At 41.0% G+C, this 24,961-nt stretch carries 21 protein-coding genes and 1 tRNA gene; 7 read left to right on the top strand and 15 right to left on the bottom strand.

Annotated features, from left to right (window positions below; translation table 11 throughout):
• Positions 1-21 precede the first annotated feature (21 nt).
• Entirely contained in the window at positions 22-273 is a 252-nt protein-coding gene (locus tag MMU07_RS12580; protein WP_241126228.1) for a hypothetical protein, read from the top strand.
• Positions 274-521: 248 nt separating this feature from the next.
• Complete coding sequence (locus MMU07_RS12585) at positions 522-1,262, top strand: hypothetical protein (RefSeq protein ID WP_241126229.1); 741 nt, start codon at positions 522-524, stop codon at positions 1,260-1,262.
• 1,098 nt (positions 1,263-2,360) lie between these two features.
• Here the strand turns inward: MMU07_RS12585 and MMU07_RS12590 are convergent.
• The 8 genes from MMU07_RS12590 to MMU07_RS12625 form a co-directional block, all read right to left on the bottom strand.
• Positions 2,361-2,516: a LuxR C-terminal-related transcriptional regulator gene (locus MMU07_RS12590; RefSeq protein WP_241126230.1), complete on the bottom strand. Its 156-nt coding sequence runs from the start codon at positions 2,514-2,516 to the stop codon at positions 2,361-2,363.
• A gap of 291 nt (positions 2,517-2,807) precedes the next feature.
• Positions 2,808-3,413, bottom strand: a complete 606-nt coding sequence (locus MMU07_RS12595; protein ID WP_241126231.1) for a collagen-like triple helix repeat-containing protein — start codon at positions 3,411-3,413, stop codon at positions 2,808-2,810.
• 194 nt (positions 3,414-3,607) lie between these two features.
• Positions 3,608-5,722, bottom strand: a complete 2,115-nt coding sequence (locus tag MMU07_RS12600) for an FISUMP domain-containing protein (protein WP_241126232.1) — start codon at positions 5,720-5,722, stop codon at positions 3,608-3,610.
• Between the two features lie 335 nt (positions 5,723-6,057).
• Positions 6,058-6,696, bottom strand: coding sequence for a response regulator transcription factor (locus tag MMU07_RS12605; RefSeq protein ID WP_241126233.1), 639 nt, complete (start codon positions 6,694-6,696; stop codon positions 6,058-6,060).
• Complete coding sequence (locus tag MMU07_RS12610) at positions 6,668-8,545, bottom strand: sensor histidine kinase (protein WP_241126234.1); 1,878 nt, start codon at positions 8,543-8,545, stop codon at positions 6,668-6,670. Before MMU07_RS12610 ends, MMU07_RS12605 begins: the two co-directional genes overlap by 29 nt.
• A gap of 471 nt (positions 8,546-9,016) precedes the next feature.
• The gene (locus tag MMU07_RS12615; RefSeq protein ID WP_241126235.1) at positions 9,017-9,274 is read right to left on the bottom strand and encodes a YtxH domain-containing protein; all 258 of its coding nucleotides are present in this window, start codon (positions 9,272-9,274) and stop codon (positions 9,017-9,019) included.
• A gap of 189 nt (positions 9,275-9,463) precedes the next feature.
• Positions 9,464-9,536, bottom strand: a tRNA-Gly gene (locus MMU07_RS12620).
• A gap of 110 nt (positions 9,537-9,646) precedes the next feature.
• On the bottom strand, positions 9,647-10,741 hold the full coding sequence (locus tag MMU07_RS12625) for a DUF1573 domain-containing protein (protein ID WP_241126236.1): 1,095 nt from the start codon (positions 10,739-10,741) through the stop codon (positions 9,647-9,649).
• Positions 10,742-10,812: 71 nt separating this feature from the next.
• On the opposite strand from MMU07_RS12625, the gene trpS reads away from it, so the two are divergent.
• The gene (gene trpS / locus MMU07_RS12630) at positions 10,813-11,793 is read left to right on the top strand and encodes a tryptophan--tRNA ligase (protein ID WP_241126237.1); all 981 of its coding nucleotides are present in this window, start codon (positions 10,813-10,815) and stop codon (positions 11,791-11,793) included.
• A gap of 326 nt (positions 11,794-12,119) precedes the next feature.
• On the opposite strand, the gene MMU07_RS12635 is transcribed toward trpS, so the two are convergent.
• Positions 12,120-12,542, bottom strand: coding sequence for a hypothetical protein (locus MMU07_RS12635; protein WP_241126238.1), 423 nt, complete (start codon positions 12,540-12,542; stop codon positions 12,120-12,122).
• Positions 12,543-12,599: 57 nt separating this feature from the next.
• Positions 12,600-13,943, bottom strand: a complete 1,344-nt coding sequence (locus MMU07_RS12640; RefSeq protein WP_241126239.1) for a polysaccharide deacetylase family protein — start codon at positions 13,941-13,943, stop codon at positions 12,600-12,602.
• Between the two features lie 96 nt (positions 13,944-14,039).
• On the opposite strand from MMU07_RS12640, the gene MMU07_RS12645 reads away from it, so the two are divergent.
• Together MMU07_RS12645 and MMU07_RS12650 are read left to right on the top strand one after the other, a co-directional pair.
• Positions 14,040-14,477 carry a DUF6526 family protein gene (locus MMU07_RS12645; RefSeq protein WP_241126240.1) on the top strand — a complete coding sequence of 146 codons (438 nt, stop codon included), beginning with the start codon at positions 14,040-14,042 and terminating at the stop codon, positions 14,475-14,477.
• Between the two features lie 25 nt (positions 14,478-14,502).
• Positions 14,503-14,874: a nuclear transport factor 2 family protein gene (locus tag MMU07_RS12650; RefSeq protein WP_241126241.1), complete on the top strand. Its 372-nt coding sequence runs from the start codon at positions 14,503-14,505 to the stop codon at positions 14,872-14,874.
• 115 nt (positions 14,875-14,989) lie between these two features.
• Here MMU07_RS12650 and MMU07_RS12655 read toward each other — a convergent pair whose 3' ends face one another.
• Positions 14,990-16,351: an AGE family epimerase/isomerase gene (locus MMU07_RS12655; RefSeq protein ID WP_241126242.1), complete on the bottom strand. Its 1,362-nt coding sequence runs from the start codon at positions 16,349-16,351 to the stop codon at positions 14,990-14,992.
• A gap of 107 nt (positions 16,352-16,458) precedes the next feature.
• Here MMU07_RS12655 and MMU07_RS12660 point away from each other — a divergent pair, with 107 nt between their 5' ends.
• Together MMU07_RS12660 and MMU07_RS12665 are read left to right on the top strand one after the other, a co-directional pair.
• Complete coding sequence (locus MMU07_RS12660; RefSeq protein ID WP_241126243.1) at positions 16,459-17,178, top strand: hypothetical protein; 720 nt, start codon at positions 16,459-16,461, stop codon at positions 17,176-17,178.
• Positions 17,159-17,728: a Riean_0653 family protein gene (locus MMU07_RS12665; protein WP_241126244.1), complete on the top strand. Its 570-nt coding sequence runs from the start codon at positions 17,159-17,161 to the stop codon at positions 17,726-17,728. The genes MMU07_RS12660 and MMU07_RS12665 overlap by 20 nt, the downstream gene beginning before the upstream one ends.
• Before the next feature lie 14 nt (positions 17,729-17,742).
• Here MMU07_RS12665 and MMU07_RS12670 read toward each other — a convergent pair whose 3' ends face one another.
• From MMU07_RS12670 to MMU07_RS12685, 4 genes are all read right to left on the bottom strand, one after another.
• Complete coding sequence (locus tag MMU07_RS12670) at positions 17,743-19,341, bottom strand: GMC family oxidoreductase (RefSeq protein WP_241126245.1); 1,599 nt, start codon at positions 19,339-19,341, stop codon at positions 17,743-17,745.
• Between the two features lie 89 nt (positions 19,342-19,430).
• Positions 19,431-21,113: an AMP-binding protein gene (locus tag MMU07_RS12675; RefSeq protein WP_241126246.1), complete on the bottom strand. Its 1,683-nt coding sequence runs from the start codon at positions 21,111-21,113 to the stop codon at positions 19,431-19,433.
• A 133-nt stretch (positions 21,114-21,246) separates the two neighbouring features.
• On the bottom strand, positions 21,247-22,404 hold the full coding sequence (locus MMU07_RS12680; protein ID WP_241126247.1) for an acyl-CoA dehydrogenase family protein: 1,158 nt from the start codon (positions 22,402-22,404) through the stop codon (positions 21,247-21,249).
• Positions 22,405-23,276: 872 nt separating this feature from the next.
• Positions 23,277-24,812: a M20/M25/M40 family metallo-hydrolase gene (locus MMU07_RS12685; RefSeq protein ID WP_241126248.1), complete on the bottom strand. Its 1,536-nt coding sequence runs from the start codon at positions 24,810-24,812 to the stop codon at positions 23,277-23,279.
• Between the last annotated feature and the right edge of the window lie 149 nt (positions 24,813-24,961).

The following is a 24,961-nucleotide window of genomic DNA, read 5'->3' on the forward strand; positions in this document are numbered from 1 at the left end:
CTGATCGGTTAATTTTCAAAAATGAAAAAACTAATAGTAAGTGCATTTGTGGAAAAAGGAAAGATTCAACTGATTTTGGATGGGGATCTTCTGCCATCTGTATTTCCGGTGGAAATGGAACTCGATGATGAGGAACATTTACTTCAATGGTTCGTAAACAGCCCGACTGGAGGACAGTTTACACTAAGCATATCTTCTCCAAAATCCGCTGAAATGCAGCTGACCAAGCGTTTGGGCAAGGGGGAAAAATATTGGGGATGCGTCGAGGTTTGAGTAAGCTGGAAGAAACATAAATCCTTTTATAAAAAATCAAATTTTGAAATGCGGGAAGTCTTCTATTCCAAAGACTTTTCTTTTGGTTTCACTTTACTTTTCGGTCTCTTACAAAAAAAATGATGAGAAAATGCACGCTATAATTCCTGATGTGACACTACCAAAAGAGTTAAGAGAATCTAAAAAAACCACCTGAATCAGTCATAAAGACTTCAATACCATAACCAACAGATTAATCTTTTATCAATATGGAGACAAAAGCATCATCACCCCAAAGAAGTTACAAAATAAGCTTTGACCAAGCTGTTGATTTGATTTTTGCTTTCCTAAGCGAATTCGAACTATATAACATGGCAACAAATGAAGCTATAGGTGGAGTTCTTCATAAATCAAGTTTGGAAACCATGAAAAAAAGTGACGTCTACTATGGCTGCATGTCATGGTTTTGTAGAAACACAGACATAAACAACAATTTCCCAGGCTTTTTCTTGGCCTTTGAGGACGGTGAATACGATATTGAAAATGTTCCTAATGTCCCCAAAAATGAAAAACTAGTTTACTCTTCTCATAGTATTTTATACAAGCAAAATTCTGTAAGCAAGCGGGAAGTTTCGGATTTTCTTAAAAACGGATTAAGTATTTCCCCAGATCCAGCAAAGGTTTTGGATAAATCGGATTGCGTCAGAATATTGTCCCAGGTCGCCCTAGATAAATCAGGAAAATCTTACAATAAATATTACTGCAGTTTTTTTGAAAACAAAGGCTTTACGAGCTATGAATTCAGTGATTTATTGAATGATCCTCAAACTGAATATATCGCATATTTGTTTGGTTATGACGATTCTACACAGTTTTACAAAGATACGAATAGGGTAAGAGTTATATTAATGGGATTGACCGCAAATGGAAAGCCTATTGCACTTCAGGAAAGCATAAACAGTTCTTCGAGCATACTCCAACATTCTTGGCCCCCACCTCCAAATAGTTGATAAGTATTTCTTTACTTGTTTTGGGAATTTTCTCATTCCTATTTATTTTGATGTTCTGATGAATGATACCGTATATTATCTTAAAATTCTTTCCACCTTTTCTGTAATAGTTCCTCTCTTGTTTGGGATGTGGGGAAAATTTTTTCAAAAATGGCCCTATAATCTTTTTTTGGTTTTTCTTTCATTCGGTTTTATTGTTGATTTGATAGGTTGGTATATGTATATCTCATCGAATGCAGAAGGCAATTGGATATTTCGATATGCATATGGTTTGGCCGAACCCTTATTTTTATTTTGGTGGATCGGATACTTCACCATAAGCAAAGAAATATCCAAAGCGACAAAGGTTTTTATGGGAATCAGTTTTTTATTTTGGGTAATCACTATCTTTTATCAAAACTTATTTTCTTACTACTTTATTTTCACCGCAGTAAGCTTGTCCTTTTTTGCAGGATTTTTGGTTTTAGAGATCATTGAATACAATAAAGAAACCCAGATGCCTTTATCTTTTTGGATAGTTTTCGGAATATTTTTTTATAATTTCTGCACCTTTTTCATCAAAGGAATGATCAATGTTCAAATCGCGGGAAATTTGTGGTTCGTCCAGAATGTTGCCAACATAACAACCAATTTAATTTACGCTTTGGGATTCTTTGTTTGGAGGAATTTTAATGATTTTCAGAAAAATGGTGGGAACCTTTCTTCATTAAACTTTCAGGAGTTTCAAAACAGAAAATAATTCTACGTTGGAGCCCCTAGATTGTCTATTTTCCTTATATCAAATGAAAAAAAATTACCGAAAGAGGGATTGTATTAATCCAAGTGAAGCTCTATCCTGATTTTCCCAGATAGCAAAGGTCCCGTTTTCTATCCCAAAAAAAGCTGCTGCCGAATAGCTTCAGCAACAGCATTGGTCAAAAAAAATGTTCAATTAAGGGTAAACCTACAATTTGCTTGATTTTATGATTAGAATTTTTTAATCGACTTTATTATAAATATCAAGCTATCTAAGACAGCAAAAAATACCCCAAAAGGAGTATTTTTTGCCGTCAAATATTGCATAGAAAAAAATGTTATCTTTTATCCCTTTGTTTGAATTCACAACCTCGGATGGTCTTTGACCAAAGCCAACAATTCTGCCAGATTTTTGACTCCCAGCTTTCTGAAAATATTCTTGCGGTGGGTCTTGACAGTAAGTGGACTCGGGTTCAGGGGTAGTGCAGTTTCTTTGGTTTCACTTTGATTGAATATCATTTTTATGATTTCATTTCTCTGTTAGATTTCCCGTATGACTCTCGCAATTTTGTTAGAAGCATTTCCAATATCCATTTATTTATGTTTTTCAAAATTGTGACAAGTTGTAAATATTCACCAAATAAGGCGATGGCCTCGAGGGCTTCCTGAAAAACTTCAAAATAGGGATTCTTTGCCAAAAAGCCTTTGGCGCTATCCTATCGGTTGTCCCGTCCAATATCCAACTTCTCAAAAAAAAAAAGTCACCCAAATCCCTGAGTGACTTTTTTGAAAATATAGACGAAAAATAAATTAAGGGTTAATCCCGAAGTAATCGCAGACGGCTTCGTAATCATCAAACTCAAAAGGGTATTTTACCCTGTCACCACTGCTGGAAGGTGGGATGACGATGTACCGAACATTGGCATTCGGAAATGAAGTAGCTGCACCTGGGCTGCCATTGGGAGGGGTTCCATGAAAAATCAATAAATTTCCAACACGTATAGAGTAATCGATAATGTAACTCAGTGCACCAGTTGTTGAATTGTAAACCGGTGTCGGCAACAATTTTATGGCGGTTGGGCTAGTCCTCCAATACGCCAAAACTGTCCCCTGATTTAGCACGCTTTCAGTGATTTCAGGTGCAGTTATGGTACTTGTGGCAAATGGGGAAGCTACTGTCCATGTTAGACTTTTCCATTCACTGGCAATAACATTTGCAGCTCCTGCAGGTCCTTGTGGACCTATAGCACCTGCCGGACCTTGAGCTCCCGCCGGACCTGGTGCTCCCGTGGGCCCTGCCTGACCTGTTGCACCCGCCGGCCCCTCAGGACCTTCACAGGATATCGATCCAAAACATAATAGTAAAGCAAGTAGTAATTTGCTAAAAACAAAAGTGTTTGATTTTAAGGTTCCCATAGTTTAATTGTTTGATTTTTAAGAAAAATATTATTCAATAAAATTCCAGATTATCCCATTTTCAAAAAATACCCCAAAGGGAGTATAATTATCCTTACCCGAAAAAAATCAGGATAGTTTGTATGTCCGTCCTGATTCTTTACCCGAGTCTTATCCATTCCCGGAAATGTCAAATTAAAAGCTTTCCAATAGCGTTAATCCTTGACACACCTGATGGCAGCACCATTCCATTTTGGATTAAAATTGGATTGCGATACGATGGACTGATTAAACGAAAGGACAATCCAGGGCGCTGTCGTTGCATTGGTAGATTTGTTCATCCACCAGTGTCCATATTCTCCAAGAGAGGAGAAATTACCATTGAATGCGCGGACCCCACCGGGCAAGGCATTAAATCCACTTTCATTGGTTCCTTTTGTTCCACTTATTTCGGATTCTCTCCAACCCGTGGTAGATTTTAATTTATTTCCTGAATTTGGCAGTAAAAATGACCTCATTTTTTCCCAGTCTTCTTGGGTCGGCACATGCCATCCCTGAGGACAGATAGCGCAGCAAGTGGCGGCATACCAATTGTAGAGCTTTCCGTATTTTTCGTTGTTGGTGGCATCGTTGTTATAGTAGGAAAAAGCAGCAGTAGTTTGTGCCATCCATGAGGAATTGGTAGTCACATTTGGTATATTGGAACCATCAGCAAATTTTGAAGTTTTTAGGTTCTCAGCCATCCAGACTTGGGTTCCGATTTTGATGGTGGCATATTGATTCCCGTCAACATCAGTGACTGTTCCGACAACGGCCTCTTCCTGAACGGTGAATTCTTTGGTCACTTCACAACCCAATGCATCGGTTACTTTTATGGTATAATTCCCGGGACTTAAGCCAGTTTGACTATTTCCTGTACCATTGTTGCTCCAAGTGTAAGTAAATGGAGCTAGTCCTCCTGTAACTTGAAGGTTAACCGAACCTCCTGAAACATTTACCGTCACAGCCAAGGTACAATTGAGAAGGATAGAGGCATTTATGGTTTTCTTTACCTTGAGTGGTCCATCTTCTATCAATAAATCAAAAGTAAACGCTTGATCTCCTCCTTTTTTACTCTCAAAATTTAGAGAAACCCCCTCAGCCACACCGGCAATTTCTTTCAGGATGACCTGATCTGTGCTGATTTTTTCAACTTTGGCGATAGGATTGGAGACAAGTTTCACTTCCTTTTCAGGATTTGCTGCCAATTGGATTTTATCGCCTGCCTCTAAGTTTGCTTGACTCAGAGAAAACCTTGATTTAAGAGCTGTAATTGCTACGATAGCTTTGTCCAATTCTTCTCCCATCTTTTCTATTCCTATAGCAAGTTGGGAAAGCAAAGCAATCGAAGAGGTTTTATCACCTTGATTGAGACTTTGATAGCTACCGTATATTTTGACCGCCAAGGCCTTTCCACTTTCAAACTTCACAGGAGAATCATTCAAACCGGCCAAGACTCTCGCACCTGATTCGTCAATCCCGATGGACCGTAGCGCTCTACAATCCGTCACTTTCAATGCCTGCTCTTTGAGTTGAATGAAATTAGCACGCAAATTTAATGCAGCTGTAATCGCTGCTGCTTTACTCACAGGATTGGAAGGTGCCTGAACCAGCTTGTCAATCATGCCCTGGTCAAAGGTGATTTGGGAAAGGTATTTGAGGTACAATTCTCCGGACTCGGCGGTACAGGCCCAAGAATACCTGCCTGAGGGATCGGCTGAAAGTGCCTTTAATAAATTATTCACCTTGAGAACTCCCACAGTTTCAAGTTTTTCTTTGGCATTCAACTTGGTAATCTCTTGTTCATAGAGTGTCACCCATTCCTGCTGCTTGGCTACCATGCCCGACAAGCCGGGGTTTTGGCCCATCGCAGTCAGTTGGGATTGGGCACCTGTCAATATTCCGGCAAGTACGGTTTCAGGATTCCCGAGATCGGGCAATTTCAATACTGTAAAATCCAGTGTCTTTTTATTGCTGTTGAGCGAAAGCTCCAAGGTCTGTTTTCCTTCATTGATGTCAGGAACCAAAAAAACCAAAGTATTCCCCGCTCCTTTGGAAAGTTTGATGGCCAAACTGCCGAATTTTCCATCATATTCGGTTTTTAGATCACTCAAACCCGACACTTCCACGGATAGGATTTCGTAAGGATAGACCTGGTCTTTGGGCTTATTCAGGGTATAATTCGGATCATTTACAACAGGGACTGTTGGAGTAGTCTCCTCCTCTGAACATGAAAACAATACTGTCATCAAAAAAAGAAGTGTAATCGGTGCAAATACGGTTTTCTTCATGGTTGAAAGTTTTTGAACAACCTAAAATTCCGATGAATTGAAACTTAAAAAAATACCCCAAAAGGAGTAAAAATCATTACTTGGATGGACAGAAAACAGCTATTGCCCTACTGGTGTTTGGTATTGCATTAAAAAAAGTTTCTTTTCCAAGGGATGAAATCGGGAATTAGGAATCAATGTCGTTTAGTTAGGGGGAATTCGATCAACTTTTCCAAAGTTCAGAATGGATGTTTTAAGATTTTCATGGTTTGGTCCCAACTTAGGAAAAGGTTTGTATAACGCTAAAGCTTATTTAAAGGACATTGAATTAAAAATGAAGATTAAAGTATATGTTCTCACAACTGTGGATAGTCTTTGAGCAATGCCACCAATCCTGCCAGATTTCTGACTCCCAGCTTTCTGAAAATATTCTTGCGGTGGGTCTTGACAGTAAGGGGACTGAGATTCAGTTTGTCGGCAATCTCCGTACTTTCATATTGGTTGATGATAAGTTGGATGATGTCCACTTCTCTTTTTGAAAGTTTGTAATGGTGAATCAATTTTTCATAAAAACCCTTTCCTTCAATATCAAAGACTTCTTGGAAAGATTCCTTAAAGAACTTACCTCCATCCAAAATCACATGCACCGCATCCAAAAGCTCATTGAGCGATGAATCCTTTCCAATAAATCCATCTGCACCCAATGTTTTGCAAAGGGCTATGGAGGACTCGGTATGGTGCATGCTGATGACAAGTTTCTTGATATGGGGATAGTCGCGGTGCAAATGTCCAAGTAATTGGATCCCGTCCATGACAGGCATGTTCAAATCTAAGATAATTACATCCGTTCTTTTTCCATTTTCCAAATAGGCGAGCACTTCTTTACCGTTTCTACAATGTGTAACTACCTTTAGATTGGGGTCTGTGCTGACAAGATTGTCTAAGCCTGAGGCAAACAATTCGTGGTCATCGGCTATAATTATCTGTGTACTCATTTTTCTGGGTGATCGGTTGAAAAGGAATGGTGACTATGACTGTTGTGCCATTTATATTGGAATCAAAATGCAAGTTGCCCCTAAGGTAATCTACTCTTTTTTGGAGATTACGAAGTCCTATACCCTGATTTGGATTTTCAAGGATCTCTTTCGAAATCCCTTTACCATCGTCAGATACTATCAGGGTCACTGATTCATCCATTTCGTCAAAAAACAACTGAATGTCAGCCTCCTTGGCTTCAGCATGTTTGATTATGTTGTTGAGCAGCTCCTTGATGATTCTAAAAAGGTTGATTTTGGTATCCAATTGAAGGTAAGGCAAGTCTTCGATATTATATGTGATTGAGATTTTATTCTGGATCTTTACCAGGTCAAGTACCTCGGAAACCATCGTTTTTAACCGCTTCTCAGCAGCCTCCATCGGCATCAGTTCATGGGAAATAAACCTGAGGTCATGACAAGCCATTTCCAGCAATTTATGGGTTTCAGCCAATCCCGTCTTGGATTCATTTTGGAGGGAGTTGGCTTCGAAAAGCAGGCTGTCAACCTTTAACTTGATCAGAGCGAGCAATCCTCCCAGATCGTCATGCAGGTCTTTGGCGATTCTCTGTCTTTCTCCCTCCTGTGCCTCAATGATGCTCCTTGCAATGTTTCTTTCCTGCTCCAAAAACTGCCTGTCCATCACTTCTTTTTCCTTTTTCATAAAATAATACCGGTGTATGATCCCTATGGTAAGCAGGATTACATTGAAAATAGAACCGACTATCAGGCCATTTGGCTTGAGTGGGTGCCAATCGGTCACATCCATCAGGTTCAGGATGTAATTGGAAAAACCAAAAATCAACATCAGGTTGGCCAACAAAATATAATATGCGATTTCCTTTTTGGTCCTGATCTGAGAAACAGTAATCAGAATAACCAAAAGCATATTGGTAAATGAAACTGTTAATCCCATTCCTGTCAACAGGAGGTTTAGCCTTGGATTCCAATCAAAAAAAAGCGTAGAAAAAACCAAGACACCAAACACAAAAACCGCCTTAATATAATGGTTCGAATAAGTGAAAAACTTTTGGTTTTCACCTTTCAGGTTAAAAAACCGGATGATGAAAATCACCAACATCCCTGACATCATCAAACTGAAAAAAGGTATAATAATCGACGAAAATCTTCCAAACTGATCTCCATAAATCCAAAGAAAAAGAAAGCCGTCTTCTTCTAGGATCAATGCCAGACAGGAAAGGATATAACCTACAAAAATGATGTAAATCTTCTCATTGAAATACCCCCACAAAAAGAGGCCAAAAAACGCCGCCATTATGAGGACCCCTGTAACAATTCCAAAAAAAGCAGTCCTGCCAATTTCGTATTCCCAATAGGAATTGGGCTCATCGAGGTAAAAAGGAACATAGGTATTCAGCCCCCTGCTATCGAGTTTGAAAAGATAGGTATATCCTTTACCAGGAGGAAGGATCAACTCATAGGAATTCAATCTCGAATGCATATCCCGTGATAGTCCTTCATGCATAAATCCCGAATAAGCCGTATCCAACAAGCATCCCTTTTCATCAAAAGTATACAAAGTACCTTCTCTGATGGCAGCTCCTGCGGGACTGAAAATTACCGTGTTTTTGGAATCAAGCTCGTTTTGAATTTGAAAAGCAAACCACCAAATCGATTCTGTATAGCCTTTATTGAATAAAGTGGGATGCCCAAGTGGAGAAAAATCACCTTTTTGGAATTTATGAAGCGCAACATCAATTCCTCCATTACCTTCGTCATTCCAAAACGAAATGTGCTTTCCAATAGGATAATCAGGGGCATTATTTATCCTGATCTCGTTGGTTTTCATGGTTTTTCCACCAAATACATCACCGGGTAAAAACAAAATAAATAATACGAAAAACTTCAAAAATAGCCTCAGGGACATCTGCTTGAAAATTTTAATTTCTAAAATTTACAAAAAATACCAGAATATGGATTTTATTCTAAATATTAATTTGAAAAATGATGTAATTCAATTAAAAAACAGATGAAAAACTCAAAAAAGACCAGACTTAATATCTTAAGCTTACAGAAAATCGAAAATTCAAAAAATCATGAACCCCAGGGTCGTGGAACTAGACTTAATACTGTAACCGAAATTAATTTCTGATTTTCAGATATTGACCACATACGACCATTACCTAATTTAATTCTGGTATTTTCCTATTTTTGAGCTACGGAATCCAAGTAAGTTGGTATCAGGGTGAGAACTTTTTTTAACGAATCAGGGTAAAAATAAAGGGAGACTTTCGTCTCCCCATAGTAATTTGGGCTAACATCATTTTGCTACTTTATCAAGCTCAGCTTTGGCTTTCTTAGCCAATTTGTCCACTTCATTACTGACGTCTGATACCTTTTTTGTCAAGCCATCAAAAAACGAATTGAGTTTGCCTGTAGCTTCGTCTAGGTATTCCCCACTTTTCTTGGTGATTTTTCTCCTTGTATTTTCACCTTTATCCGGCGCTATCAATATTCCTATCTGAACACCAATCACTGCGCCTACCAATGCTCCTAAAATAAATTTTGTAGAACTCATATCTTTAATTATTTAAGTTGAAAATATTTAAATCCAGATTTAATTGCTATTATAAATTCAAACATTTACCGTACCAAAGTATCGTAAATCTCTATCTTTAATACGATTTAAAAATGAATGAGTTCAATTTATAAGTACTCGCAGAAATAATTTATGAAATAAGGGAATCAAACTCGGGTAAAAAAATCGAGCGGGTAATCGGTCTCGAACCGACGGCCTTCAGCTTGGGAAGCTGACGCTCTACCAACTGAGCTACACCCGCTTTTACACAAATTTAATACTCAATTTTGGAAGTACAATAATGCGAAAAGCATGATCTATACACCCAATTCGGGGTTGAAAAAGACACTTATTCAGACAAGATTAGCGATTCTATTTGACACTACTTCTGATGACGATTGTCCTGACAGGATTAAGCGGGTCATTGCTGAAAATGGAAATGTGCTTATGGTCTATTCCCCTCCTCCCCTTTGGATCAAAAGTAAACTTGAGTTCTGTCGTCTCTCCGGCTTGGAGATCATTTTTACCCAATTCCAATTCCACACAATCACAGTTGACGGCCATCTTTCTGATATTCAAAGGTTCTTGCCCGGTATTGGTCAAGGTGATGGACCTCGTGACTTTGTTATTAGCTGATATTTCCCTCAAGTCTATCTCCGGATTGGCTATCCCCAACTTGGGAACCCTGTTTTCAAGGCTTTTTGGCACAGGCTGAAAGTATTCATACACCACCGACATCACCCTGATACCAAGGTTAAGGTCATCCTGATCCAGCCTGATGCTGATGACTTCGTCAAAAAAGCCAAGGTCATTTTTGGCGGCACCATCATATGTCAATACCAGAAGTCCCCGCTGCGAAGGTTCCAATTGGGAAGGTTCCAAAGAAACAGCCATATAATTGGGGATTTTATCCTGAACTTCTTTAAAACCGATTGGACTTTTTCCAAAGTTATAGACCTCGATATATTTGACTTTGGGTTCATTGGTGAAAATATAGCCCATATTGACAGCTGTCAGTCTAAATCCCAAAGTTCCCACCCGGTGAGGAAAAGCCATTTCGGTATTTTCCGGGATCGGCATATTGATACCTTCCAAAAACAAAGTGTCCCCATAGATATCAAGATTGGTCCGGACGATAATACCTTTGGAAAACTCCCCTCCTTTCTGATCAGGGTCAAACTTTACTTTGAGAGAAGCAATCTGCCCATTAGCCAAGGTATCCTTGGTATATTGGACAGTGGTACAACCACAATCTGTAAAAATATCTGTGATAAAGATGCTGTCTTGGTTTTCATTCAGCGCAAAAAACTCCGCTTCCACCGCTCCTTTTTCCTGCAACACCGCACCGATATCGATTTTTCTCTTTTCCCATGTCAGCGTCTTTCTTTCAATAGTCTGCCCGGCGAGAGGAAGGCTGCTGATTGTCAGTAGGATTAGACCCGATAGATACAACACACTTTTTTTCATACGGGCAAATAACGATAAAAAACCAGCGAATTGTACCTTGATTTATTTATTTTGCGCCAAATTTTAAAACAATGGCAAGAGTACTGACAGGTATACAGAGTTCGGGCAAGCCCCATCTTGGAAATATATTGGGCGCAATCGTTCCTGCTATAGAGTTGACCAAAAGAGACAACAACGATTCATTTATATTCATAGCAGACCTTCATTCCCTGACCTCTATCAAGGACGGGAACCTCAGGAAAGAGAATACATTGGCAGTGGCTGCAGCTTGGTTGGCATTCGGTTTGGACATCAGCAAGACAGTTTTTTACAGGCAATCGATGATTCCCGAAGTGACTGAACTGACTTGGTATCTGAGTTGCTTTACCCCCTTTCCTATGCTTGCCAATGCTCATAGCTTCAAAGACAAGTCAGACAGGTTGGCAGACGTGAATGCAGGACTTTTCACCTATCCTGTGTTGATGACAGCAGATATCTTACTATATGGGGCAAATATTGTCCCTGTAGGAAAAGACCAACTCCAGCATCTGGAAATTGCGAGGGACATAGCGACCACTTTCAATAATCGCGTAGAAGAAGAAATCCTAGTGGTTCCTGAGGCCCGCATCAGTGAAGATGTGATGATTATCCCCGGTACTGATGGACAGAAGATGAGCAAGTCCTACAACAATTACATCGATATTTTCCTTTCTGAAAAGGAACTGAAAAAGAACATCAATTCCATCATCACTGACAGTACGCCTTTGGAAGAACCCAAAAACCCGGATACCTGCAATGTATTTAAATTATATTCTTTGGTGGCAAACGCAGACCAAACCGCAGCATTGAGATCAAAGTACCTCGCGGGAAATTTTGGTTATGGCCATGCCAAGCAAGAGTTTATGACTTTGATTTTAGAAAAATACGCCGAAGAAAGAAAACTGTACGATTACTTTATGAACCACCCTTCTGAATTGGAAGCAAGACTTTTCGAAGGGGAAGCCAAAGCAAAAATCATAGCAAGAGGATATTTGAACAAAGTGAGAGAAAAGTTGGGATTTGGGGTTGGTTAATGGTTATTTGGTAAGTGGTTAATGGTTATTTGGTTTTAGGTCCCTGAGCTTGTCGAAGGGTTGGTTATTTGGTTGATTAGTTAACTGATTAATTGACCACGGTCCACTGTAGACAGTCCACCAAGTTGAATTGGGTTTTTTGACTGCTGAATTATAATTGGGTTATGAAAACTGATTCTGATATCAATGTAGCTGAATACTTACTATTGAAAACTGCCAACTGACCACTGAAAACTTCACGACTTCATACTTACAACTTCCAAACCTCTTACTTCCCTACTTCCAACTTCCAAACCTCCCGACCTCCAAACTTCCAAACCTCCAACTCACCTCCCCACCCAAAGGTCTTTCATGGATTTGCCGTTGATCTGAAGGATAAAGCGGGCAGGATTGGGAACGAGGACAACCCTCACATCCATTTTGTCAAACTGCTCTGATTCGACCGGTACGCCTTCTTTTCCTTTGACTTCGTACGTCACTTTGCCAAAAGAATCCGGAGCCAAAGGTGAATAGTTATTTGCCAGATAAGCTGTAGGCAACAACACGTCATTGTCTGATTTCAGTTGGTTGTAGATTTTCTCTAAAATCGACTCGAGCTCATCACCAAACTCCTCATTGAAGTCATCCTCCAAGTCATGGAGTTCTTCTTCGATGTCATCATAAGCTGCATCGGCATAAGAGATTTTACTCAAAGCGATTTTTTTCTCTACAAGGACTGAAAGATCCTGATCCAATTTTCTGAAATCCATGGCGTTTTTATTTTTAAAAGCACGAAGGTAAAAATTAAGACAAGGTTTTCAAAAATCTTATTGGCCAACATTTTTCAAAGCCAATTCCCCTCCGTTTGGATCGGCATTGTATTGGACAAAGGATCCACCTGCATCCTTTTGGACCTCAAGAGTTTCGGTTTTACCTCCCTGAACGTAAGTTACTGATTTCCAATTAGTAGGAACGTAGGTTTTGAAAGTTAATTTTTGCCGGTACCAATATGGGTTCAAATCCGACTCCAACTTTAGGGAAATCATATCCTTACTGACCGTCTTTGTGATGTTGGTATTCATCCTTTGCCTCATATATTGAGTCACATCCCGGAATGGTGCCACCCAAACTTCCTTGGATTTGCCGGCGATGTATTCAAAATATGCCCTGATTCTGTCTTCCGGTATGGCTTCCCAACCGATCCCTTCGATGCCGTGAAATACCAAAACCAACCAAGTGTCTTCCCTAGTCAGTATCTGATCTACCCATGAATTCATAAGCTCGGGGGTGGTTTTAGACAATGGGCCACGCTGCCATTGGATGTATTCTTTGCCATAATCCTGCTCTGCGTCAAACTTCCCCGATCTGTTGATTTCCTCCAAATATGCTTCAGGCATCCTGTTTCTCAGCGCAGGAAACATTCCCAAAGCATATTCCATAACCCTTTCATCTTCAGTTCCAAAGGGGCATTCGGCTGAAAAAAGCTGCTCTTTTCCCAATTCTCTTTGGATTTCGTCCCTACAAGCTTCCAATTCAAACAACAGATTCTTTTCATCCAAGACGGCCAACCTTGGATGTGAAATCGTGTGAACCCCAAACTCATGGCCGTTATCAGCATACTTCCTGATTTCCTCCCAATCAATCATCGGACCATCAATGATTTTGGGATAGACAAGTTCTGTGACTTTCAAGTCCCTAGCATTGGCAAAACCTTCATCAAGAATTTTGCAGGCTTGCTCCACCCTTCCTTGTTCATAGGTGGAACCTGATCGGTCATGATAAGACACGGCCCCCGGCATATCCAAAAAACGGATCAAGGATGCGCGCTCAAAAATATTTTCTTCATTGGTAGGAATAGAAGCTGTCTCCGCAATTATCACTTTTGGATCCCTTCCAAAAAACTGCGCACGGGTTTGAGATGATGGGATTTCTCCTGTGTTGATATAAAAAGTTCCCTTCATACCGAGTTCTTCCATGATCGGAAGGGCAACATGGAATTGGTTATAAGTCCCGTCATCATAGGTCAGGGAAATGGCTGCTTTTTTACCATCGGGCCATTTTAGGATTTCGGTTTTGAAAGCTTCTTTCTGACCGAATACTGACTGGAATTGAAACACCAAAATGATCAATGAAAGTAATCTTGGGCTTAATGTTTTGTTTTTGAGAATCATAGCATTTAAAATTATAAAATAACTTTGCTGCCAAATTATATTTTTGATAATTGGTCAGAATGGGGTTAAATTTCAAAAAAATCCAAAACCATTTTTATGCAAAATTATAAGAACCACACCCGCAATTTCGCAGTCCATAATTATGTTTTAATTCCCCTGGCACTGGCATTTTTCATTTGGACAGTAGCGGATCTTATCCATTCCATCATGGGCGGTACTGATCTTCTTTATTCATTTTACCACCTGATCGCAGCCGCAGTGCTGCTGTTATTGCCTTTTGTAGCGAGATATTACGGGCTCAAAAATCAGGACAGGATTATCCGGTTGGAGATGAGATTCCGTTATTTTGAATTGACAGGTAAATCATTTAAAGAAAAAGAAAGCAAGTTGAGACTATCTCAAATCATTGCCTTGAGGTTTGCAGGTGATGAGGAATTTCTTCCCCTGATGGAAAAAGCCATCAAAGAAGATATGAAAGCAAAAGAGATCAAAATGGCAATCACCAATTGGCAGGAGGACAACAGACGTGTATAAATATTCATTGACGGTATTCCTGTTAATGGTAACAGCAACCGTATTCGCCCAACAGAACGTGGAACAGGTAGCAGAAAAATTGGCACAGGAGCAACTTGATGCCTATAATAAAAGGGACATTGATGCTTTTGTAGCACCTTATGCCGAAAATGTAAAAGTGTATAAATTCCCCAATGAGCTGTTGTATGAAGGCAAAACGACCATGTACGATACGTATGGACGGATGTTTGCACGGACACCCGACCTGCATTGCCGCTTGGTCAACCGCATCGTCATGGGCAATACCGTCATCGATCAGGAAGAAGTCACCATTTCCAAAAAAGACCCGCCAATGAATGCCATCGCCATTTATAAAATCAAAGATGGTAAAATCGCGGAGGTGTATTTTATTCAGTAAAAAAAAGAGTCCACGGTCGACTGTCGACTGTCGACCGTGGACTCTTTTAACCTTCCAACTTTCCCAACTTTGAAACTTTGTAACTCTCTCCCCCCAATTTTGTAATTTTTCAATTTTAAAATTTTTCCAGTCTCTCAATACACCCCTGCATCGCCCTGAATTGATGGTAATTGGCTTTCCAGATGTGTCCCTTGTCCGCCGTTTTGAGCTCGGGCTGCTTGTCCAATCCTCCTGAAAACCAATCTCCGTGCTCATTGTCGATGAGGTAATCCTGATTGTATTGCCACAGCTGCTCAAACTTCCCGAAGTAATCCCATTCATCGTTGGGAAAATATTCTGACATCAAAAGCAGGGTATTCATCCCCTCCGACTGTGCCCACCAGTTTTTGGTATCCTTGATAACCCTTGGTTTTTCTTCTCCCAAGAAATAATAGCCTTCATCAAAAAATCCCGCTAGGTCATTGTCCCAGCCATGAAGTAAAGCATGGTCTACCATCTTTTTGGCTTTGGTCAATGTCACCTGATCATTTTCCCATCCCAAAACATGTGAACTTTCCAAGATCAAATAAGCTGTCTCCACGTCATGTCCGTAGGAAACATGGTCCAAACCTTTGTGCTGCATGATGACTTCCTCGGATTGGTCCTGAAAAGAGACAGGCGTCCAATCCGGTTGGAAAAAAAGGACCAAAGAACCCTTGTCGTTGGTAATGGTATCCCTGACAAGAAGCAGCATTTCCTCCAGCCTTTCTTTCAATATCGGGTCTTTCCAGACCATATACAATTCCGTAAATGCTTCCAACAAATGGATCGAACTGTTTTGGTCTTTATAGCCCAAATCAGAAGTTGATGGCGTATCAGCTCCACGCACTATGGGAGTGCCATCCTGATCCAAATGCTGGAAATATCCCTTATGCACCGGATCGTGGCTATGTTGGTCCAACCATCTGAAGGCCTTGATCGCCATTTCCAAACCTGCAGAATCGCCTGTTGCACCGAAATAGGCAGCCAAAGCATAGATACCAAAGCTATTGCCATAGGCAGTTTTGTGTGGAGACTTTTCCAAAAGTGGCTTGCCTGACCGGCTGACCGATTGGTAAAAACCTCCTTTCTCTGAATCCCACATTTTATCCCTCAGAAATTCAAAACCGTGTTTGGCGCCGTCGGCATAATGAGTTTGAGCAGGATACTTTTTGTTTGCTTTGGAATTGGACCAAAGGTGTCTTGCCTGCGTCACAATCATCTTTTCCTGACTGTTGTCTTTAAGCTGAAAGTCGTAAGTGAAATTGCTGAAGTAACCACCCGAATCCAAGTCAATCGCTTTAGGATACCAGGTTTCCAAGAGATTTTCCCGAAGAGAAGTCTCCATTTGATCGGCTAGGAGCTTGTATTTATTTTCTTCGACTTCTGATTTTCCGGTTTTTTGGCAGGAAGCAAGGAAAACAAGGGAAAGAAAAAAGAGGCTGATTTTCAGTTTCATAGGTTGGTTGTTTTAGGCAATCTTAAATTTAGCATAAAATCTTTTTGGGTAAACACTTTCTCAGGATTTAAACATTCTCGAATTTGCACAAAAACTAAATGTATTAAGTGAAAGAAAACCAATTCAAGTCAGGACATTTTATTGGTATTTTCCGTCAGGACAACAGGACAGTCGGACAGACGTCCTTTTTGTCAAACCATAAATTGATTTCCTTGATGAGGTACAAATTTATAGTGGTTACTTTTTTCGTGTTTTTCATGCAGATCCCTGAAGGTTTTGCCCAGGTCGGGATGATGGTGGGTACCAATTATTCCAATGTCAGGCATGATGGCATCCTTGGAAAAACCCAAGGACAAATAGGTCTTCATCTTGGCATCAATGTCGAGGTGGTACCTCTAAAAAATATTCCTAATTTAAGCCTAAAGACAGATTTGCTCTTAACTCAAAAAGGCTACACGCTGCGTATAGATGGTGCAAGGTATCGGGCAAACATCGAATATGGGAGTTTTGCACCGATGCTAAAATATGCCATTATGGAGGATTTCTCAATCCATAGCGGCCTGGAATTCAACAGGTTTACGGAATCAAATGTAGGCGAAGATATTACTTTTAGAAAAAATGAAAAAGCATTCTTCTTCGGGTTAGGCCTATTCAATTCAAAGATAATTTCATTCTATACCAGAGCTTCTTTTGGACTCACCCCAGTTCTTGACTATTATGACATTGACCCGATAGAGGGGATCCAAGGCAGGATCTCCGACCTATACACCACCACAATTATGCTTGGTATCCAATTTAACATTCACCATGAAAAAATCAGGTTTTAATAAGGGGTTATTCTTTGCCTTGGTTATTTACATTTCTTCCTGTGACGGGTTTGTCCCCGATCCAATTGATCCAAGATTACCTGTCTACTCAGAATCCGGAAAAAACCAGGCCGGTGCCTTAATCAATAATATACCATTCAAAGACCATCCGAGGGTTACCGTTTTTGGAAGTCCAAGTGGTGGATTCATCTTAAATCAGGCTGATACCACTCTTATTCTGCAATTTAGTTTATCAGAAAAAAACAAACTCAATGAAATAAAATCTCTACACTTTTGTTTGGAAAAGCTGACTCCCGAGGATTGGAGGGACATGGAGAAGGATTTTGGAAAAAAATTCAGCTTTGAAAATCCAAGTATAAAAGGCAAAATCATTATTTATTCCAATGATGGGGAAATAGAAACTCTAGCCGAATCCGGTCAGATTACCATCAAACATATCCCGGCTTCAAAAGCCATGGCAGGGACCTTTGGCTTTACCGCAGAAGACCCTACAGGAAAGAGGTATGAAATCCGTTTTGGGAGATTCGATTACCTTTTCCAGCGTTTTTGATCAATTCGTACTTCTCATTTCTCCAAAATCATATCCGAGGCCTTCTCCCCGATCATGATGCAAGCAGCGTTGGTATTGCCTGAGATGATAGTGGGCATGATGGAAGCATCGGCAATCCTAAGTCCGGAAATCCCCCTGACTTTCAGCTTTTCGTCTACCACGGCCATGTCGTCTTGACCCATCTTGCAGGTGCCGACAGGATGGTAAAGCGTCTCGAAGCTTTTTTTAAGGTGGGCAATAAGGCTCTTTTCATCAAATTGGTTTGGCAAATAAACTCCTGACACACTGAAATCTTTCAAAGGGGAAGTTTCCATTACCGCTTTGGCTTTCACCATACCTTTGAGCAAAACATCCAAATCCCTTTTATCCGAAAGAAAATTAGGCTGGATTAAAGGTGCTTCCATAGGGTCGGTAGATTTCAAACCTATAAATCCACGGCTTTCGGGTCGGATAAGGATCACCATGATACTAAAGCCGCTTTTGTAAGGGAATGTCTTATAATCATAAATGTCCGTACTGTAATCTTCGGCCACTGCAGATACTGCAAGGTGAAACTGCAGGTCAGGTCTGACCAAACCATCTTTTGAGGCCAAAAAAGCATTGGCTGTCAAAGGCCCATTGCCTAATGGCCCATTTTTGAAGAGCAGGTATTTCAAAAGTGCCTTTCCCATCTGGATGGGCTTCAAGGTGTGGTTGTCGGTAGGAACTTTGGAAAATGAACTCACTCCGGACCAAACATGATCTATCAGATTTTGACCTACACCGGGAAGATGCAGCATGGAAGCAATGCCAAATTTGGTAAGGTAATCCTTGTCCCCGATTCCCGACAGCATCAAAATCTGCGGTGACTTTATGGCACCGGCACTTAGGACAACCTCTTTGGCTGCTGCAATTTGTTCTTTCTCTCCTATTGCATTGATGACCTCTACACCAGTCGCTTTTAGGTTTTGGATCAGGATTTTGGTGACAGAGCAACCTGTTTTAACCATCAGGTTTTTCCTATGCAAAACAGGTTTGAGGAAGACAGTTGCTGTGCTTTGCCTTTGGTTGTTTTTGATATTGAACTGAAGCATAGAGGCCCCTATCTGCTCAGCACCATTGTATTCTTCATTATGGGGAATGCCCATTTTTTGACAAGATTCTATAAAAAGATGACCCAATTGATGTGGCTGACGGGAATAGCCAATATGTAAGGGACCATTTTTACCATAATATTCCCCCGTAAAATCTTCATTATGTTCTGATTTTTTAAAGTAAGGCAATATATCCCTGTAAGCCCATCCTGTATTTCCCAAAGCTTCCCATTCATCAAAATCAAGTCTATTTCCCCTGACATACGCCATCGCATTGGTACTGCTGCTTCCTCCAAGAACTTTGCCCCTAGGCACAAAAAGTCTCTTTCCATCCACATGTTCTTGTGGTTCTGTCCAAAATGCCCAATCCACTTCTGACCGGTGCAGTTTGGTGTAACCTCCGGGAATATGGATTTCTTGTTTGGTATCCTTATTCCCTGCCTCAATAAGCAGAACAGTATTTTTGGGGTTTTCAGAAAGCCTGTTGGCCAAAACACATCCTGCTGAACCTGCGCCGATAATGATGAAGTCGAATAGCATTTGGTTAAAATTTGGGTTTATTGTATCAAAATAAAAAAGGATGCGAACTCCTCAAAGCACCGCATCCTTTTGTTTTCCGGATTTACATATCAGGCCGAAATTGTTTTTTCATGCATCTCCTTGATTTTCCTACGGAGGATTTTACCCACATTGGATTTTGGAAGTTCATCCGCAAAGTACACTTCCCTCGGAACTTTGTAATTGGTCAGACTTTCTTTGGAAAGGGCAATGATCTCGTCCGCAGTGACCGATTTGTCTTTTGCCACCACATAGGCCACCACTTTTTCATTGGACTTGGGATCAGGCATACCGATGACTCCCACTTCAATCACTTTTGGATGGAGGGCTATGGCATTTTCCACTTCGTTTGGATAGACATTGAATCCTGATACAAGGATCATTTCTTTTTTCCTGTCTACGATCTTTACATAACCATCTTCATCCAAAATGCCGATATCACCGGTTTTGAACCACTCTCCGTCCATGACTTTGGCTGTTTCTTCAGGCCTGTTCCAATAGCCTTTCATGACTTGCGGTCCTTTGATGCAGATTTCTCCTCGGTTGCCGATTCCTACATCTTTGCCTTCGTCATCGATAATTTTGACATCCGTATTGGGCAAAGGAATCCCGATGGTTCCGATTCTTTCTGTTCCATCTATCGGATTGCAGATGGCTACAGGTGAGGTTTCTGTCAATCCATAGCCTTCTGCCAATGGTACTCCGGTGATTTTTTCCCACTTTTTGGCTGTCGCTTCCTGGACAGCCATGCCACCACCGACTGCCACTTTGAGTGTGGAAAAATCAAGATTTGCAAAACCCTCCGCATTCATCATCCCATTAAACAAGGTATTGACGCCGGTTATTACAGTGAATTTTACTTTGCCGAGTTCCTTCATAAATCCTGGCATATCCCTCGGATTGGTAATTAGAACATTGTGGGCACCTATCTTCATCATTGCGAGGCAGTTGACCGTCAGCGCAAAAATATGATAAAGGGGAAGTGCGGTAATGACAATCTCCTCCCTTTCTTTCAATTTTGGTTTCATCCATTCTGAAATCTGCTGCATGTTGGCGCAGATATTTCCATGGGTTAGTTCAGCACCTTTGGATACACCTGTAGTCCCTCCTGTATATTGGAGATAAGCGGCATCTTCTAAGGTCATCTCTTCCCTTTTATAACTGCTTCCCGCACCTAGTGACATCACCTTTTTCCAGCTTATGGCTTTTGGAAGGCTGTAGGCAGGTACCATTTTTTTGACATATTTGACCACAAGGTTTACGATTGTTCCTTTGAGGCCCCCAAGCATGTCTCCGAGTTCGGTGACGATAACATGTTTGGCTTCGAGTTCATCATAAATTTTCTCTAGGCTACAAGCAAAATTTGCCAAAATCACGATGGCTGAAGCACCGGAGTCATTGAACTGATGCTTCATTTCGGTGGGCGTGTACAATGGATTGGTATTGACTACCACCATTCCTGCCCTCAAAATCCCAAACATGGCAACCGGATATTGGAGACAATTGGGCATTTGAATGGCAACGCGGTCTCCTTTCTTCAGCTTCAGGTGATTTTGCAGGTAAGAAGCAAAGTCTTTGGACAGCTTGTCTACCTCATTGAAAGTGATGGTCTTGCCCATACATTCATAGGCTACGGAGGACCCATAATTTTTGACACTTTCTTCAAAAAGATTGACAACTGAACTGTAAGCTTTTACATCAATGTCGGTATTGACATTCTTGGGATAAAACTTATACCATGGGAAATTATGCATAATAAGATGTGTATTTTGGGTTGATATTAAGTTTGGGTAATATGAGTACTAAATATAAAAGATTAATTTTTGGAAAAAAATAAAGCCAATTTCCTTTGACAGAAATTGGCTCCAACTCAAATCTTTTTTGTTTTCATTGCAAAATCTTCCTTGCAATCAGCTCCTTCATAATCTCATTGGTTCCGGCATAAATCCGCTGCACCCTTGCATCAGCAAAAGCCCTTGCCACTGAATAATCCCACATATACCCATATCCCCCATGCAGCTGTACGCATTCATCTGAGACAGTACATTGCAGCTCGGTAAGAAGAAATTTGGCTGAGGAAGCCATCGCACCATCGACTTTCTTTTGGTTGTGCAGCATGACCAACTGATCGGCGTAGATCCTTCCCTGCTCGAGTTTAGCTCCCATTTCAGCGAGTTTGAACCTGGTGTTCTGAAAATCAGAAACCATTTTCCCAAATGCAGGTCGGTTTTTGACATAGTCCACTGTGGAGATAAAAGTCGATTCTGCCAAGGCAATCGCCGCCAACCCCACGATCAATCGCTCCTGCGCCAACTCCGTCATCAGGTATTTGAATCCTTCTCCGACATTGCCGAGGAGGTTTTCTTTTGGAACTTTCACATCTTCGAAAAACAGTTCACAGGTATCCTGAGCATGCAAACCCACTTTATCAAAAGGAACACCTTTGGAAAATCCTGCCATGTCCCCATCCACGATAAAAAGACTGATTCCCTTTGCTCCTTTGCTCGGATCAGTTTTGGCAGCCACGACCACCACGTCACAAAGAAAACCATTGGTGATGAAAGTCTTGGAACCATTGATCAGGTAATGATCTCCCCTATCTTCCGCAGTGGCTCGGATCGCCTGCAGGTCAGAACCTGCACCCGGCTCGGTCATGGCAATTGCAGAAATCAAATCTCCGCTGATCATGCCCGGGATATATTTGGATTTAGCGGCTTCGGTTCCGTAATGGTGGATGTAGGGAAAGACGATATCGCTGTGGAGCGGATAGCCGATCGCAGGACCTGAGCAACCCGAAAGTCCCAATTCTTCTATGAAAACAGCATTGTATCTGAAATCCTGAATTTCCAAACCTCCATATTGCTCGGGAGCTTGGAGACAGAGAAAACCGTTTTCTCCCAATTTCTTCCAGGACTCGCGGGTCACCTGTTTGTCTTTTTCCCATTGGGCATTGTTGGGTATAATTTCTTTGGCAATAAAATCTCGGAGCGACTGACGGAACATGTCGTGCTCATCGGTAAAAATCGTTCGGGGTACTGAATACATGAGAATTTGGGTTTATACGATTTGATTATCCGCAATAGACAAGTAAGATAAATTTATAGCCTCTAGGATTGCGGATAATTGTCCATGGTCCACAGTCCATAGTCGACTTCCGGGCAAAACCTTTTTGACTACTTGGATTATTTAGGATAAAATTTTTAAATATATCCAACAATTTAAATGAGAAGGATATAACAAAGTTTAAAATTAATCAAAAATTTACCTTGCCAAGGGATTTTTTGGGGGCGGTATTTAAGAAGATAGAATTTCACGCAGAGACCCAAAGAAAAAGAGAAAAAATGATTACCATACTATCATCTATGTGATCTATCTGTCTATGTGGTAAAACCTAGCGTGCTAAGCAACAAAATATCTCACGCAGAGACCCAAAGAAAAAGAGAAAAAATGATTACCATACTATCATCTAGGTGATCTACCTGTCTATGTGGTAAACCTTTGCGTCCATTGCGGTATAGATCTACCACCGAGAGCCCCGAGTCCACAGAGAAGAATTCTCCTATTTTTTTCTGTATCCTAGAGAATCTCTCTATTGTTTATTGCAGCCAACCAGTCCTGAAAGGGCGAAACATGCTAAGAGATTCCGCCCCTTCAGGGCTAACCAAATTCTACTCACCCTTATGAGGATGGGCTGCACCCATCCCTTTGTTATCCCGCCCTTTCAGGGCTTAAACCAATAAAAACAAAAACGAAGTCATTCTACCTCATCTATGTGATCTATCTGTCTATGTGGTAAACCATAGCGGAACCTTAGCGCCTTTTGCGGCATTGATCTACCACCGAGAGCCCCGAGTCCACAGAGAAGAATTCTCCTATTTTTTCTCTGTGCCCTCTGCGCCCTCTGTAGTAAAAAAGAATCAATTCCAAGGTTTTCTTGGCAGTTTTTCGTCCCGCTGAGCAGTGTTATAGACCATGGCAGCAATGATGACAGCCGCCTGCGTCATGTCTGCAATCTGCATCCTTTCATACAAATCCATATTGGTATGGTATCCCTTGCCGTAATCAATCGGATCTTGAATAAACTGAAATCCCGGAACACCTACCGCTTCAAAAGCAACGTGGTCAGTCGAACCGGTATTTCTCCTTGTAATGGTATTGGCACCAAGTTCATGGAAAGGCTCAAACCACTTCTCGAAAATCGGAACCACCATGTCATTTCCCTCCACGTAGATACCACGGATTTTCCCTGAACCGTTATCTAAATTGTAATAAGCGGAGATTTTATCCCATTCGGACTTTTTCTCTTTAGATGTTCTGTCGGCTACATACTTTTGGACATATCCCCTTGAGCCGAATAATCCCTGCTCTTCTTCTCCCCAAATCGCAATTCTGATAGTTCGCTTTGGTTGCACATTCAGCGCTTTCAAAATTCTGATCGCCTCCATCATCACAGCCACTCCGGCGGCATTGTCATTGGCGCCTGTTCCGGCATGCCAACTGTCAATATGCGCACCAAGCATCACGATTTCGGCTTTGAGGTTCTTGTCAGTTCCTGGGATTTCAGCCAAGACATTGTAGCCTTTGTAATCATCGTCCAACCATTCCACTTCGATTTCGGCTTCAATGCTGACCGATTTTCCGTTTTTCAACAACCTGTAAATCCTGCCATAATGCTCTGCTGCAATTTCCATTTCTGGAACGGTAGGTTTCTTATCTGTGCTGTACGATCCTGCTCTAGTATGGAATACTGTACCGAAGCTTCCTCTTGTCCCGGTAAGCCTCAACCCAACTTCCTCAGCCAAGAGGAAAGTGGTAAGTTTTTGGTCCAATTCACGCTGTGCACGCATCTGGGCCAACACTTCGGGAGTATAGCGGGCATTATTACCGCCGATATTGATGGTCTTTCTGTCTTCCAATTCCTGGTCAGTCCATCTTTTAGCTTCTGCTTCGAAAGCAGGATTGAGCGTCAGCGTCGCAGGTGCCATCACCACTTTACCTTTGAGCTTGCCTTTGTATTTGGCAAAATCAGCATCTGAATTGATTTCAAGTAAGGTTACCTCAGATTCCACCAATCCTTTGGTCCCATCTGTCCATGCCTTTGGATAGCCGATCACTTGGGCATAGTAAGGCAACTTCATCGCGATGTAGGATTTCTTCACATTCCATCCCCTGCCAAATTCCCCGTAGGAATCGATTTTGACATTGGAAAGTCCCCACTCTTGGAATTTCTCTGAAGTCCAAGCCCTTGCATTTCGTAAGTTGGTGGATCCTGAAAGCCTTGGTCCTAGGTAATCTGTCAGGTGGAAGGAAATGTCCTGAATTTGGGATTTGTTGATGCCTTCGGATTTGATGCGGTGCATCATCTCGAGGTCGACTTGCTCCTGCGCCAATGCCTGACCAATAAACAGTAAAAAAGCAAGGGATAAAAGGGATAATTTGATGGGTTGGTTCATAAAGTATTGATTGAATTTTTAAATCTAGTTTTATTGACCGATGACCGATGATCGGTGTTTTAGTGATTTTGGAAAGGAAAATTTGATTTAAAAAACTATATCAAATTTGGAATCATTAATTTGAAGTATTGTTCTTTTAATCGAGAAAA

Source organism: Cognataquiflexum nitidum (genome assembly GCF_022538055.1).
Taxonomy (GTDB): Bacteria; Bacteroidota; Bacteroidia; order Cytophagales; family Cyclobacteriaceae; genus Cognataquiflexum; species Cognataquiflexum nitidum.